Origin of the sequence: Nesterenkonia sandarakina, assembly GCF_013410215.1 — a bacterium.
GTDB lineage: Bacteria > Actinomycetota > Actinomycetes > Actinomycetales > Micrococcaceae > Nesterenkonia > Nesterenkonia sandarakina.
The window spans coordinates 377,825-390,764 of record NZ_JACCFQ010000001.1; the positions used below are offsets into that span (position 1 = coordinate 377,825).

The 12,940-nt window shown below is 68.6% G+C and carries 13 protein-coding genes and 1 other RNA gene; 3 read left to right on the top strand and 11 right to left on the bottom strand.

Features of this window, described 5'->3' with window-relative positions; all coding sequences use genetic code 11:
* Positions 1-42: 42 nt before the first annotated feature.
* Both HNR11_RS01725 and HNR11_RS01730 read right to left on the bottom strand, forming a co-directional pair.
* Complete coding sequence (locus HNR11_RS01725) at positions 43-522, bottom strand: cytochrome b5-like heme/steroid binding domain-containing protein (protein WP_218849632.1); 480 nt, start codon at positions 520-522, stop codon at positions 43-45.
* Complete coding sequence (locus HNR11_RS01730; protein WP_179440841.1) at positions 515-964, bottom strand: hypothetical protein; 450 nt, start codon at positions 962-964, stop codon at positions 515-517. The genes HNR11_RS01725 and HNR11_RS01730 overlap by 8 nt, the downstream gene beginning before the upstream one ends.
* Positions 965-1,300: 336 nt before the next feature.
* Between HNR11_RS01730 and HNR11_RS01735 the strand changes: the two genes are divergently transcribed.
* Entirely contained in the window at positions 1,301-1,543 is a 243-nt protein-coding gene (locus HNR11_RS01735; RefSeq protein WP_058887454.1) for a hypothetical protein, read from the top strand.
* Positions 1,544-1,570: 27 nt separating this feature from the next.
* Positions 1,571-2,422 carry an FHA domain-containing protein gene (locus HNR11_RS13945; protein ID WP_246310285.1) on the top strand — a complete coding sequence of 284 codons (852 nt, stop codon included), beginning with the start codon at positions 1,571-1,573 and terminating at the stop codon, positions 2,420-2,422.
* Positions 2,423-2,485: 63 nt separating this feature from the next.
* Here HNR11_RS13945 and HNR11_RS01745 read toward each other — a convergent pair whose 3' ends face one another.
* From HNR11_RS01745 to aceA, 7 genes are all read right to left on the bottom strand, one after another.
* Positions 2,486-3,163, bottom strand: coding sequence for a GntR family transcriptional regulator (locus tag HNR11_RS01745; RefSeq protein WP_179440843.1), 678 nt, complete (start codon positions 3,161-3,163; stop codon positions 2,486-2,488).
* A gap of 54 nt (positions 3,164-3,217) precedes the next feature.
* Positions 3,218-5,008, bottom strand: a complete 1,791-nt coding sequence (locus HNR11_RS01750) for an acetyl/propionyl/methylcrotonyl-CoA carboxylase subunit alpha (RefSeq protein WP_179440845.1) — start codon at positions 5,006-5,008, stop codon at positions 3,218-3,220.
* Entirely contained in the window at positions 5,005-6,834 is a 1,830-nt protein-coding gene (locus tag HNR11_RS01755) for a 5-oxoprolinase subunit B/C family protein (RefSeq protein ID WP_179440847.1), read from the bottom strand. Before HNR11_RS01755 ends, HNR11_RS01750 begins: the two co-directional genes overlap by 4 nt.
* Positions 6,831-7,601: a 5-oxoprolinase subunit PxpA gene (locus HNR11_RS01760; protein ID WP_179440848.1), complete on the bottom strand. Its 771-nt coding sequence runs from the start codon at positions 7,599-7,601 to the stop codon at positions 6,831-6,833. Before HNR11_RS01760 ends, HNR11_RS01755 begins: the two co-directional genes overlap by 4 nt.
* Before the next feature lie 143 nt (positions 7,602-7,744).
* Complete coding sequence (locus HNR11_RS01765) at positions 7,745-9,295, bottom strand: XRE family transcriptional regulator (RefSeq protein ID WP_179440850.1); 1,551 nt, start codon at positions 9,293-9,295, stop codon at positions 7,745-7,747.
* A gap of 157 nt (positions 9,296-9,452) precedes the next feature.
* Positions 9,453-10,112 (bottom strand): aldolase/citrate lyase/malate synthase family protein, encoded by a 660-nt coding sequence (locus tag HNR11_RS01770; protein ID WP_179440852.1) that lies wholly within the window; start codon positions 10,110-10,112, stop codon positions 9,453-9,455.
* 28 nt (positions 10,113-10,140) lie between these two features.
* Positions 10,141-11,508, bottom strand: a complete 1,368-nt coding sequence (aceA, locus tag HNR11_RS01775; RefSeq protein ID WP_179440854.1) for an isocitrate lyase — start codon at positions 11,506-11,508, stop codon at positions 10,141-10,143.
* Between the two features lie 211 nt (positions 11,509-11,719).
* On the opposite strand from aceA, the gene HNR11_RS01780 reads away from it, so the two are divergent.
* Entirely contained in the window at positions 11,720-12,145 is a 426-nt protein-coding gene (locus tag HNR11_RS01780) for a hypothetical protein (RefSeq protein ID WP_246310286.1), read from the top strand.
* 65 nt (positions 12,146-12,210) lie between these two features.
* Here the strand turns inward: HNR11_RS01780 and HNR11_RS01785 are convergent, their stop codons facing one another.
* Entirely contained in the window at positions 12,211-12,738 is a 528-nt protein-coding gene (locus HNR11_RS01785; RefSeq protein ID WP_179440856.1) for a LytR C-terminal domain-containing protein, read from the bottom strand.
* A 67-nt stretch (positions 12,739-12,805) separates the two neighbouring features.
* Positions 12,806-12,902: signal recognition particle sRNA small type (gene ffs, locus HNR11_RS01790), an RNA gene on the bottom strand.
* Between the last annotated feature and the right edge of the window lie 38 nt (positions 12,903-12,940).

The window sequence follows — 12,940 nt, forward strand, 5'->3', positions numbered from 1 at the left end:
ACCACCCAGCCGAGGTGCGGCCGCCCCGAAGCGATGGTGCGATCAGCCTTCGAGCTCACCGATCTCAAGCTCGGCCAACTGGGATTCAGGGGCGGAGTCCCCGCCGTGCTGGGCTCCGAAGTCCTCGGTGGCGTCGGTGCCGCAGAGCTGCTCGATGCGCGCCTCGCCGCCGGGGTGTTCCTCGATCCAGGTCGTCAGGTCATAGACCGTCTCATCCAGGACGGCCCAGCAGGAGTCTGGTGAGTCGTTGGACTCCACCTCGGCCATGGAGATCGCCTGCCCCGCACCCTCGGAGTCAGTGCCCTCGGGCTGCTCCTCCTCGGCCTGCTCCTCCTCGACAGGGTCCTCGCCGGGGGCAGTCTCATCGAGCTCTGTCGTCTCCGCCTGCTCCGCCTCCTGGTCCTCGGCCGGGGACTGTTCCTGGGAGCTCTCGCCACAGGAGGTGAGCAGCAGCAGAGCCGGCAGGGCCAGGGACGCCAGCAGGGTCTTGGGCAGCGCAGCGCTCGGGGCAGAATCAGTCATCATGGTCTTCCTTCTCGGAGAGTCTCGCGCCGCGGGTCGGCGTCGAGCGGGCGGTGGGCGTCGAGGGACGGGGCGTCAGGGTGGTCGAGAACGTCCAGAAGGCGAGTCCCGCTGCCATCAGGGTCAGCACGACAGAGCCGGAGATGTGCTGCGCGATGTCCAGTCCGCTGCCCAAGGATGCCTGGAGGAACGTCAGGGCGAACAGCGCCACCGATACCGCGGCCGCGACTCGACCGGTCTTCGCACGCCAGGCCAGCACCAGGAGGTTCAGGGCCAACACCCCCGAGGTGACATGGAACGCGATGGCGCCGAATCCATGGACCCCCAGGGCGCGGGACTCCTCCACCAGGAGCCCGGCGGAGACGAAGAGCAGGATCACCACGGCCACGTTGATCAGGGCGGTGACTCTCGCCGCCACCAGCAGCTTCTGGGAAAGATCCATGTCAGCACCTTACTTGCCGGGACAGACCGGTGCTCTTCTGTGACTCGGCATCCTCTCGGCAGCGCCACAGGCAGTCCCGCTTCGCCGCGTTCCTCGGAGTCGCCGGTGCACTTCGGAGCACTTGGAGACAGCGTCGGAGCGACACCGGGGTGCAGACGCTCCTGCGCGGCGACACCTGGTCGCACGGCCGGTCATGTAATACGACGTAATGTGAGGTCAGCGGCACGCGAGGTCTTCCCAACCGGGCTTCTCCGAGTGATGATGACGGTGAGCGAGAGCTCACCGATCCTCTGCACCGCAGCCATGCGGCGCCGACATTGTTCAGGAGAAGCAGCCATGACTGAGAGCACCCGCCCCGAGAGCGTGAACCCACAGGGAAACCAGCCCCACCAGATCGGTGACTGGGCAGATCTCGGCCAGGAGATGTGGTCTTACCTCACCGGCCGGGGCGCCGTGGTGAACTACACGCTCCAAGACATGACCGTAGAGGTCCCCCGCGACATCGGCCCGGACGCTCCACGGGCGATCTGGAAGTTCAACGGCACCCTGCGGGTGACCACCAGCGACGACGCAAGCTGACGGTGAACGACTGAGGTTGGAGGAGCCATGCGTCTAGACATCGATCTTGCCGTGAGTCTCACCCAGGTCGCAGAGGACGGCACCCCGGCTGCGCCGGTGAACGCCACCATCACAGCAGCCGGCCGCCACATCGAGGTCCGCACGGACGATTCTTCCCTGCTCGATGGGATGCCGCGCTCGATCACCCGCGTCGCCGACGGATTCGCCAGTCAGCTCGCGGCGCGGGACCTGACGCTCTCCATCATCGGTCCCGACGGGGAGATCGTGAGCCTCGGGGCGGTGAAGCCCACGATGATGAGCCGGGTGCTGACCCGGTCGAAGCATATCCGGCTGGGTTCGCTGAAGTCTCTGCCGCGCTTCGCCGGTGCCGGATCGGGTGACACCCAGGGCGCCTCTTCGCTGATCCCGCCGGAGACCCCCTGGCCCCCGGCTCCGACCTTCAACCGCATGATCCGACGCCGGGTCACGACCACCCACGCCCCGCGAGGGGCGGGACGTCCCCGGCTGATCATGAGCCGGACGGACTACCCCGGGGCGGGCCCGCTGGAGTTCAACCTGGTCTCGGATCGAACCCTGATCGGCAGCGATGAATCCTCGGATCTCCTGCTCTCGGGGTTGGAGCCGCTTCATGCCGAGATCCTGCATGATGAGTTCGACGAGTATGTGATCGTCCGGCACGGCTCCATCGGCGGCTCTCGGAGCGCCGAGCCCGGAGCTCCGGTCACCCTGCGCACCGGTTCCCGGATCGACCTGGGCGTCTGGCGGGTGGTGTTCCTGCGCGAGGAGTACGCCGATCACGGTCGCCCATACGGGGGACGCCAGGGTGGAGAGTACGCCTACCAGAAGCCGCAGTTCGATCCCTACCGGCAGAAACGCTGATCTTCGGGGCTGAACCCTTCAGGTCCAGCCCCGAAGAACCCGTCAGCTCCAGCCCCGTCGAGCTCAGCTGTCCAGGTGTTCCAGCAGCTCGGCCTCGGCCGCGTCGAGGTAGCTCAGCAGGTACGCCTCGGCGGCGGCCCGATCACCCTGGCTCAGCAGCCGTGCCAGCTCTCGGTTGCGCACGATGTAGGTGTGATGGAAGCTCGGCTGCTCGGACTTGGCGTAGAACGCCAGTCGCATCCGCGCCAGCACCTGTTCCATGAGCGCGTCGATCATCGCGCTGCGCACCTGGGCGGCGATGGTGCGGTGGAAGACCTGGTTCGCCTGCGCCATGGCGGGGATGTCTCCGCGCTCGCGCGCCAGCTCGGCGGCAGAGACGATCCGATGCAGCTGCTCCAGCTCCTCCGGAGGAAAATCCGCGGTCCGCACGGCCCCGACCTCCAGCACCCGGCGGACCCGGTAGACCTCCACGACGTCGGCCGCCGTGGGCTGGTGCACGAATACCCCGCGGTTGGGGTGCCGCTCCACCAGGCCTTCCGAGGCCAGGATCTGGAAGCCGCTGCGCAGCGTGTGTCGAGAGATGTCCAGCTGCCGGGTGAGCTCCACCTCGGGGAGCTTCGACCCCGGACGGATGGTGCCGGCTGAGATCGCTCCGCGCAGCAGCTCCGCGACTCGTTCCGGCGCCTGAGCGTGCTCATGCAGCCCTTCGGCGGACAAGGAGCTCCACGTCACGTCGGTCATGACCTCAATCTATCCGAGACGCCTCCCCTGCACCTCAACGTCTGGCAGTCCGTGTCATTCGATGCTGCCGAGCACCTGACCGGCCTGCAGCGCCGCACCCGGCGCGAGGTCCTCCCGGTGGAATCGTCCACCGCGCGGCGCCGCCACAGTGGACTCCATCTTCATCGCCTCCACCACCGCGATCGGATCCCCTGCGGCGACCTCGGCCCCGTCCTGGACCGCGAAGCTGACCAGGCTGCCCGCCAGCTTCGAGACCACGGCGCCGGGTGCGGTCTGCCCCGGGGTGGTGGCCGCGGCGTCGTCGTCCGGGCTGGTCGCCTGACTGCCGCCGGCGTTGAGCAGGTTCAGCAGAGCCCCGGGCAGTCCCAGGCTCACGGCTCGGCCGTCGATCTCCACGGTGGTGCGACGCATCCGCTGCTCACGGTGGCGCAGCGCCGCGGCCAGATGCTCGGACTCGGCCATGGACTCGCCGTAGGCGGCCTCGAACTCGGTCTCGATCCAGCGGGTATGGACGCGGAAGCTCTCGGCTCCCTCGGCGGCGAGGAAGTCCTCGGCCTCCAGGACCTGGCGGTGGAAGGGCAGCACGGTGGGCAGGCCCTCGATGCGCATCTCGGCCAGGGCCATCTGGGCGCGGCGCAGCGTGGTCGCCCGATCCGGGCCGGTCACCACGAGCTTGGCCAGCATCGAGTCGAAGGCCCCGGAGATCTCATCACCGCTGCGCACCCCGGTGTCCACGCGGATGCCGGGCCCGGTGGGCGCGGCGAAGAGCTCCACCGGCCCCGGGGTGGGCAGGAACCCGTGGGCTGGCTCCTCGGCGTTGAGCCGGAACTCCACCGAGTGTCCGCGCGAGGGCGGATCCTCGGTGAAGCGCAGCGGCTGGCCCTCGGCGATGCGCAGCTGCTCAGCCACCAGGTCCACGCCGGAGGTCTCCTCGGTCACCGGATGCTCCACCTGGAGCCGCGTGTTGACCTCCAGGAAGCTCAGGAGTCCGGGCTGCTCCCCCTGGCCGGGGCTGAGCAGGTACTCCACGGTGCCCGCCCCGATGTAGCCCGCCTCGGCGCAGATCGCGCGGGCGGAGCGGTGGATCTCCGCGCGCTGGTCCTTGCTGAGGAACGGCGCGGGGGCCTCCTCGACCAGCTTCTGGTTGCGCCGCTGCAGCGAGCAGTCGCGCGTGCCGATGACGACGACGTTGCCCTGGGTGTCCGCGAGGACCTGAGCCTCCACGTGCCGGGGCCGGTCCAGGAAGCGCTCCACGAAGCACTCCCCGCGACCGAAGGCCGATTCTGCCTCCCGCACGGCCGAGGCGAAGGCGTCTTCGATCTCAGCCTCCTCGCGGACGATGCGCATGCCGCGCCCGCCGCCGCCGTGTGCGGCCTTGATCGCCACCGGCAGACCGTGCTCGGCCACGAACCGGCGGATCTCCTCGGCGCCGGCGACCGGGCCGTCGGTGCCGGGCACCAGGGGTGCACCGACCTTGACCGCGAGCGCCCGGGCGGTGACCTTGTTCCCTAGCGATTCGATGGTCTCCGGTCGGGGTCCGATCCAGGTGAGCCCGGCATCGATGACCGCCCGGGCGAAGTCGGCGTTCTCGGAGAGGAAGCCGTAACCCGGGTGGATCGCGTCGGCGTCGACCTCGCGGGCCGCGGCGAGCAGCTTCTGCTGATCCAGATAACTCTGGGCCGGGGTGGTGCCGTGCAGCGCGACGGCGTCGTCGGCGAGCTGCACGTGCAGCGAATCAGCGTCCTGATCCGCGTAGACGGCTGCGGCGTGATACCCGGACTCGCGGGCGCTGCGGATGATGCGGACGGCGATCTCGCCACGGTTGGCGATCAGGATGCGCTTCATGGGGAGGTCTTCTCTTCTGCGTCAGGGGTCGTGGCGGTCTGGGTGGCAGGGGCTGCCGGAGTGTCCGGGACAGTCGGGTCGTGGGGACCTGGCAGCGGGGTGAGCGTGTCGGGGTCCACCGGCAGGAGCGTGATCTGGTCTCCAGGGGCCAGCTGGGCCGCGCGGGGCAGGTCTTCGTCGATCACCACTCCGATCACGGGGTATCCCCCGGTCACGGGGTGGTCGTTGAGGAAGAGCACCGGGGTGCCCGCCGGGGGCATCTGCAGCGAACCACGGACCACGCCCTCACTGGGCAGCTCGCCCTCCTTCAGCCGGCGCAGCGGGCGCATGGCTCCGGCGGCCTCATCGGTGTCGTGCTCGGGGACCCCGAGTCGGATGCCGATCCGGTTCGAGGACTGGGACACGGACCAGGGCTGAGCCGCCAGCCGGGCGGCCTCCTCGGGGCTGAACCAGTCGGCGCGGGGGCCGTAGGTGAAGCGCAGCACGGGACCGGCCTCGGTGGAGCCGTGCTCCGCCCCGGGCTGGGGTCCGGGGTCCATCGGCGGCTCGACGGCGCCGCGGACGGCCCCGGCGGTGCGCAGCCGGTCGCCGACCGCGAGCGGGTCGGGGCCCAGCCCAGACATGGTGTCTGCTGAGACGCTGCCCAGCACCGGGGTGGCGTGGACACCTCCGCGCAGGCCGATCACGCTGCGCAGTCCACGCTCGGGGCTCCCCAGTCTCAGGATCTCCCCCGCGCTCAGGGCGAAGGGGGCGCGCAGCGGGACGCTCCGGCTGGCGCCGTCGGGGGCGGTGACCTGCATCGGCACCTGGGCACCGGACACGGCGAGCACCACGGTGGCCTCTGCCTGGAGGGTGAGTCCGCCGTGCAGCGCTTCGATCACCGCGGCCTGCGGGGCGTTGCCGAGAAGCCGGTTCACCTGGCGGGCGGCGGCTTCGTCGGCGACCCCCGCGCGGGAGACGCCGAGGTCGCTGAGCCCGCTGCGGCCGAGGTCCTGGATCAGGGCCTGCAGGCCCGGGTCCAGGACCGTGAGCGCGGCGTCCTCCTCCTGCTGGGTCTCTTGCCTTGAGGCGGGCTGCTCGGAGGTGGATCCGCTGGTGACCGACCGGGCGGGCACGGGCTTATAGCGCACCGAGTCTCCTGGGCGGACCAGCGCCGGTGACTCCCCGTCGGCTTCGCGGGAGAGGTCCCACATGGTGGCCTGGGTGTGGCCGATCAGCTGCCAGCCGCCCGGGGAGACTCGCGGGTAGACCGCGGAGAACTCACCGGCCAGGGCGACGGCACCGGCGGGCACGGCGGTGCGTGGGCTGCTGCGGCGCGGCACGTCGAACCGCCCGGACGCCACCGAGGCGGACTCGTCCGAGACAGCATCGCCGGACTCGTCCGGGAGGTCCTGACCGGACTGGCCCGAGAGGTCCTGACCGGACCCGGCGCTGGGCACGCAGTAGGCGAACCCCGGGGCGAAGCCGCCGAAGGCGCCGGTCCAGGTGGTGCTGCTGTGCCAGTGGATCAGTGCCTCGGCGCTGATCCCCAGCTCGGAGGCCAGGTCCTCGAGGTCCGCGCCGTCGTAGACCACCTCCAGCTCCACGTGGCGGGCGTCTGCGGCGGAGAACTCCCCGAAGGTCAGGGTGGAGAGGCTCTCTCGCGCCTGGCGCAGCGCCGGACGGGCGGTGAAGCGCAGCAGGATGGTGCGCGCCGCCGCGACGGCCTCCAGCTGACCGGGCAGCGGTTCGCGGCGCAGCTGCTGGTGGCAGGCGAGCACCTCATCTAGGGTCTGGAACTCCAGCAGCAGCGCGCGGGGGCCGGCCTCTCGAACGGAGCTGATCATGCGAAGCTGCGGATCTCGACTCCGGCGCCCTCCAGGGCGGTGCGCACCGCGTGCGCCATGGCCACCGCCCCGGCCGTGTCGCCGTGGGTGCAGATGGACTCGGCGCGGGTCTCGATGCGGGTGCCGTCCCGGGCGATCAGCACCGACTCCTCGGCCAAGCGCAGCATGTTCTCCACGATCTGCTCGGTGTCGTGGAGCACCGCGTCGGGTTCGCGCCGGGAGACCAGTGTGCCGTCGGGGTTGTAGCTGCGATCGGCGAAGGCCTCGGAGACCCCGCGCAGACCGGCTTCGGCAGCGAAGTCCAGGGCGATCGAGCCCGGCAGCAGCAGCACCGGCAGATCGCGTCCGGTGCTGCGCTGATAGGCCGCAATGGTGTCGATGACGGCGTGGGCGTGCTCGGTGTGCGAGATCATCGAGTGGTAGAGGGCACCGTGGGGCTTCACGTAGCGGATCTGGGAGCCGGCCGCGGCCGCGATCCCCTCCAGCGCGCCGAGCTGGTAGAGCACATCGGCGGCAAGCTCGTCCCGGGAGCATTCCAGGTGCCTGCGGCCGAATCCGGCCAGATCGCGGTAGCCGATATGCGCACCGATGACGGCATCGTTCGCCACCGCTTCGGCGGCGGTGGCACGAATGGTCATCGGGTCCCCGGCATGGAATCCACAGGCGATGTTCGCGCTCGAGACGGTGCGCAGGATCGCGGCGTCGTCGCCGATGGTCCAGTTGCCGAAGGACTCTCCGACGTCGCTGTTCAGGTCGATCTGTGCCACAGGGTCCTCCTTGAGCAGATGTTGCCCACGTCTCAGTGTGAGCTGAGTCAAGAATGCCTGACTCCGCAGGATTGTTCAACAATCCAACTCGGGATTTCCCCGCCCGGATGCACCCGGACAGGCCCGGCCGTCCACCAGGATGCTCAGTCCTGACGCGAGTGCCGCTCCAGGAACTCATAGACCTCGGTGGTGTCCACTCCGGGAAACGCTCCCTGCGGCATGGCCGCGAGCAGGTGGCTGTTGGCGCGCGCCGCCGGCCATGCCTGACCCTCCCAGCGAGCGGCGAGCTCGGTCGGGGGCTGCCGGCAGCAGGTCGGATCATCGGGGCAGCGGGAGGCGGATCGGGAGGTGGTGTCGGAGCCGCGGAACCACTTCACATGCTCGAAGGGCACGCCGATGGAGAGCGAGTAAAGCCCCGAGGAGTGCGCCTCGGTGCGCGCAGTGCACCAGAAGGTGCCCACCGTGGTGTCGGTGTACTGGTGGAAGGAGCGGAACTTGTCGTCGACCTCGAAGACCTGCCGTGAGGTCCACTGCCGGCAGATGGTCTGGCCTTCGATGGCCCCGGAGTGATCCGCCGGGAAGTTCACGCCGTCGTTCTCATAGGCCTTGTGCAAGATCCCGGACTCATGGACCTTCTGGAAATGACACGTGATGCCCAGATGCTCGGTCGCGAGATTGGTGAACCGGTGTGCCGCCGACTCGTAGGAGACCGCAAAGGCATCCCGCAGGTCCTCGATCGCGATCTCCTTGCGCGCCTTGGACTCCTGGAGGAACTTCACCGTGGTGGCCTGGGGCATCAGCAGACTCGCCGCGAAGTAGTTGGTGTAGACCCGCTGACGCAGGAACTCCGAGTAGTCCTCCGGCTCGGTGTGACCCAGCACCTGGTGACCCAGCGCCTGGAGCAGCACCGAACGCGCGTCCCACTGCCGGGAGGCGCCCTGGGTGAGATAGATGATCCGGTTCTTCTGATCCGTCAGCGAGCGGGTGGACTCCGGCAGGTTCTTCACGAAGCGCAGCGAGAACCCCAGATGCGCCGCGATGTCCGCGGCGACGTGGTGGGACAGCGGACCGTCGCGGTGATCCACCGCCTCCAGCAGCCCCTGGGCGGCAGCCTCGATCTCGGGATAGTAGTTGTGCTTGGCGCGCATCTCTTCGCGCAGCTCGGTATTGGCTCGCCGCGCCTCCTCGGGAGTCGCGGCCTGCTCCTCCAGACGACGGCGCAGCTCGCGCTGCAGCGCCACCAGGGATTCCAAGACGTCCATGGGCAGCCGGTTGCTGATCCGCACCGGGGGAAGGTTCAGCGCTGCGTAGAGCGGGCCGCGCTGCGCCTTCTCCAGCTCGATCTCCAGGGCGGCGCGCTTCGAAGGCGGCTCGGCGCCGAAGAGGTCGTCGAAGCTGACCTCGAGCACCTTCGCCAGCTGCTGCAGCTGCGAGAGCTTGGGTTCGCGGCGACCGTTCTCCAGCAGCGAGAGCTGGCTCGGCGCGGTGCCCAGCGCCTCCGCGAGGGCATCGAGGGTCATTCCGGCCTGTTTGCGCAGGTGGCGCACACGCCTGCCGAGCGCGATCAGATCGAAGCCGTCCTCTTCAGACTCGACCGAGGCGCGCTCGATGGAGCGCAGCTGCCCGGAGGTGACCGGAGGTCTGGATGGTGTCGGGGCGGACCTCGGTGTCCGCTGCGGCTGAGCTGTGCTCATGGAGTCGAGTCTACCCAGTGAGGTGCCACACAGTTTCCTCTCGCGCGCAGCGGGACTCCCCGCCCCAGTCGCCCTCCGAAGGACCCGGCCGACCTGCCGGTTTCTTCTTCAAGCCTCGGGGACGGGGAGCGCACGCTGACGTTGATCATCGAGCCGCTCAGCGGGCCCGCTTCTGCAGCAGGACGGCCCCGCCGGCGTCGTCCTGCTCGGCGCTGAACGTGATGGCCCGGATGGTGCCGGCGGGAAGTCCGACCAGCTCCTCGGCGCGGGTGAACATCTCCTGCCAGATCTCGAGCTCCTGCTCACCCTCGATGCCGAGCAGCGAGATGAACGGAGCCCTGCCCTCCGAGACCAGGCGACGGGCCCGGCGCTGGATGTGCAGCGCGAAGTCGACCAGTCCGGCCGAGAGCGGCTGCCCCTGCGAGAAGATCCGGTCCTCGGACCGGGTCAGTCGCCGGGGCGTCGTGAAGGCCGCGGGTGGCTCCACCAGGTACCGCTCGACCAGCGCCTTCCAGGAGGCCTCGGCCTCCTCCGCACTGCCGCGCCGGCCCGTCGGGCTCGGTGCGAAGTTCCGCTGCGGCTGCAGCTCCGGCGCCTGAAGTTCGGCGATGCGTGTGCCGAATTCGCGGTGCAGGGTGCTCAGGAAGGTCAGCGCATCCGCGGTGAACACCTCGTTCTGCCGCGGTGCCCGCGGTGCCGTGAGGGTGATCCCGTTGATGGTGATGCCGGTGCTCTGCGTCTCCTCGGTGGGACCGGCGATGCTCTCATTGCGGCGTTCGGTGCTGGACTGGATGGATGTGCTGGTCTGGGCGTTCATGGCTGACTCCTTTGTCAATGCCGGTGGATCAATGAAATTGTCCTGCTTCGGTGGAGCCCTTATAGGCCACCGTGGAGGACTCGGGGTTCAACGTGGTGGAGATGGCGTCGAAGTAACCGGTGCCGACCTCGCGCTGGTGCTTGGTGGCGGTGTAGCCCTCGGCCTCTGCGGCGAACTCCTTCTCCTGGAGCTCCACATAGGCCTTCATCTGGTTCTCCTTGTATCCGCGTGCCAGCTCGAACATCGAGTAGTTCAGCGCGTGGAAGCCGGCCAGGGTGATGAACTGGAAGGTGAAGCCCATGGCGCCGAGCTCGCGCTGGAACTTCGCGATGGTCTCGTCGTCGAGGTGCTTCTTCCAGTTGAAGGAGGGCGAGCAGTTGTACGCCAGCATCTGGTCGGGGTATTCGGCCTTGACCGCCTCGGCGAACTGCTTGGCGTACTCCAGGTCCGGGGTGCCGGTCTCCATCCAGATCAGGTCCGCGTAGGGCGCGTAGGCCTTGGCGCGGGCGATGCAGGGTTCGATGCCGTTGCGCACCTTGTAGAAGCCCTCGGCGGTGCGCTCCCCGGTGATGAAGGGAGTGTCACGCTCGTCGACGTCGGAGGTGATCAGGGTGGCCGCCTCGGCGTCGGTGCGGGCGATGACCACGCTGGGGGTGTTGTGCACATCTGCGGCCAGCCGGGCCGACTGCAGCGTGCGCACGTGCTGACCGGTGGGGATCAGGACCTTGCCGCCGAGGTGTCCGCACTTCTTCTCCGAGGCGAGCTGGTCTTCCCAGTGCACACCGGCCGCGCCGGAGGCGATCATGGACTTCATCAGCTCGTAGGCGTTCAGCGGCCCGCCGAAGCCGGCCTCGGCGTCGGCGATGATCGGGACCAGGTAGTCCTCCACGGTGCGAGTGCCCTCGAGGTAATCGATCTGATCCGCGCGCAGCAGCGCGTTGTTGATCCGGCGCACCACAGAGGGCACCGAGTTCGCCGGGTAGAGCGACTGGTCCGGGTAGGTGTGCCCGGAGAGGTTGGCATCACCGGCGACCTGCCAGCCGGAGAGGTAGATGGCGCGCAGCCCGGCCTTGACCTGCTGGACCGCCATGTTCCCGGTCAGTGCGCCCAGGGAGTTGGTGTACTTGCCCTCGGCGTGCTCTGCGGTGAGCTGGCTCCAGAGCTTCTCGGAGCCGCGCTTGGCCAGCGTGTGCTCCTCCTGGACGTTGCCCTGCAGCTTGATGACCTCGGCTGCGGAGTAGTCACGCGTGGTGTGCTCCCAGCGCGGGTTGGTGTCCCAGTCCTGCTGCAGCGCGTCGACCTTCTGCTGGAAGACCTCTTGGGTCTCGGGGCTGAGCGTGCCCTGGGGCTGCGAGGTCTGCGATGTCTCGAACTGCGGAGTAAGTGTCTCGGTCATCTGAATCTCCTTTGAATCGTGGACCGTTTTTCGGGGACAACCCCAGTTCACGCCCTGTGAACCCCCAAGACCAGAGATTCTTCATCAAAGATCTGCGATTCTTTGCGCAATCGAAGAAACTGCGGAAGATTCGAGCCGATCCCATCTTCTACACTGTGTAGAAGACGCAGGACCCCGAGATTCAGCCCATCCGAGACCACGAGGAGCACCCATGACAAACCCCGAAACCTCCACACACCCGACGACGACGCCGGCCGCCCCCTCCAGCCCGATGCCGCGGCTGACCCTGATCGTGGGCGGGCTGCTGCTGGTGGTCGGCATCATCGGCTACGTGGCCACCTCCTTTGCGAGCATGACCGCACTGATCCCCTCGGTGGTGGGTGTGCTGCTGCTGATCAGCGGCGGCATCGCGCTGAAGAACCGCAAGCTCGGGGTGCACATCGCCCTGGTGGTCGCGCTGCTGGGCGCACTCGGCATGATCATGCCGCTGATGAGCCTGCCCGAGCTATTCGCCGGCGAGTCCGAGAACCCTGGCGCCGTGATCTCCGCCCTGGTCACCGTGATCGTGCTGGTGGTCTACATCATCCTGGGCGTGCGCAGCTTCATCGCTGCGCGCCGCTGGAGGAACGCACGCTGAGACTGACTGAACTGGGCAGAGCTGTTCCGAGCCGCGCCGGATCGCACCGAGCTGGCTGAGCGAACTCAGCCGGTGGAGCAGCGCAGCTGGCCGGGGACCATCTCGAGGTCCCCGGCCTCTTCCATGTCCAGGACCGAGAACTCAGATCCCAGGATCAGATCCACGCTGTAATCATCGCGCTCATCGACGTCGACCATCGTGCCGGGGATGTGCTGCTGGAGGGTGTACGCCTGGCGCAGACCCCGGTCCCCCACCCGGATGATCCCGGCGAAGCCGGTGTCCGCGAAATAGTCGTTGTCCACCTCGGCGACTCGGAAGCTGCGATCACGGAGCTCGTCCGCCACCTCGTGGGCGAGCCCGGCGGCGTTGGTGGTGTTGAACACCGAGATCCGCACCCGCTCGGGCACCACCGGCTGCTGCGTGCTGGAGGGGCACTGCTCGGCGGTCGGGATCGATCCGCGGCCGAAGATGCTCAGCGGAAGCGTCCCGTTGATCATCAGCCAGCTGGCCCCGCTGATCATCCCGATCACCGCGAAGGTGCCCAGCCAGATGAGGAGCCTTCGGGTGCGCGTGCTCGCGGGCCGGTGATCCATGGGTTCGATTCTAGAAGCTCACAGCGGCCGCAGGTCCTGCCCCGGTCGAACCTGGCGCGCCGGAGACATGAAGAGCCCCACGTGCACCTGCCAGAGCCCACTTACCCTTGCTACCTTCCGGTCCTGGGGGAGTTCAGCAGGATGGCACCGCACGTGGGGCCGGGGTTCATCGTATCTCGGCCTCAGGGTCCAAGGCCAATGG

Bases quoted from the DNA above. Each gene is read 5' to 3' on its own strand.
- HNR11_RS01725 (WP_218849632.1), bottom strand. From the start codon at position 522: ATGACTGATTCTGCCCCGAGCGCTGCGCTGCCCAAGACCCTGCTGGCG.
- HNR11_RS01750 (WP_179440845.1), bottom strand. From the start codon at position 5,008: ATGAAGCGCATCCTGATCGCCAACCGTGGCGAGATCGCCGTCCGCATC.
- HNR11_RS01780 (WP_246310286.1), top strand. From the start codon at position 11,720: ATGACAAACCCCGAAACCTCCACACACCCGACGACGACGCCGGCCGCC.
- HNR11_RS01785 (WP_179440856.1), bottom strand. From the start codon at position 12,738: ATGGATCACCGGCCCGCGAGCACGCGCACCCGAAGGCTCCTCATCTGG.
- HNR11_RS01770 (WP_179440852.1), bottom strand. From the start codon at position 10,112: ATGAACGCCCAGACCAGCACATCCATCCAGTCCAGCACCGAACGCCGC.
- HNR11_RS13945 (WP_246310285.1), top strand. From the start codon at position 1,571: ATGCGTCTAGACATCGATCTTGCCGTGAGTCTCACCCAGGTCGCAGAG.
- HNR11_RS01735 (WP_058887454.1), top strand. From the start codon at position 1,301: ATGACTGAGAGCACCCGCCCCGAGAGCGTGAACCCACAGGGAAACCAG.
- HNR11_RS01745 (WP_179440843.1), bottom strand. From the start codon at position 3,163: ATGACCGACGTGACGTGGAGCTCCTTGTCCGCCGAAGGGCTGCATGAG.
- HNR11_RS01755 (WP_179440847.1), bottom strand. From the start codon at position 6,834: ATGATCAGCTCCGTTCGAGAGGCCGGCCCCCGCGCGCTGCTGCTGGAG.
- HNR11_RS01765 (WP_179440850.1), bottom strand. From the start codon at position 9,295: ATGAGCACAGCTCAGCCGCAGCGGACACCGAGGTCCGCCCCGACACCA.
- aceA (WP_179440854.1), bottom strand. From the start codon at position 11,508: ATGACCGAGACACTTACTCCGCAGTTCGAGACATCGCAGACCTCGCAG.
- HNR11_RS01730 (WP_179440841.1), bottom strand. From the start codon at position 964: ATGGATCTTTCCCAGAAGCTGCTGGTGGCGGCGAGAGTCACCGCCCTG.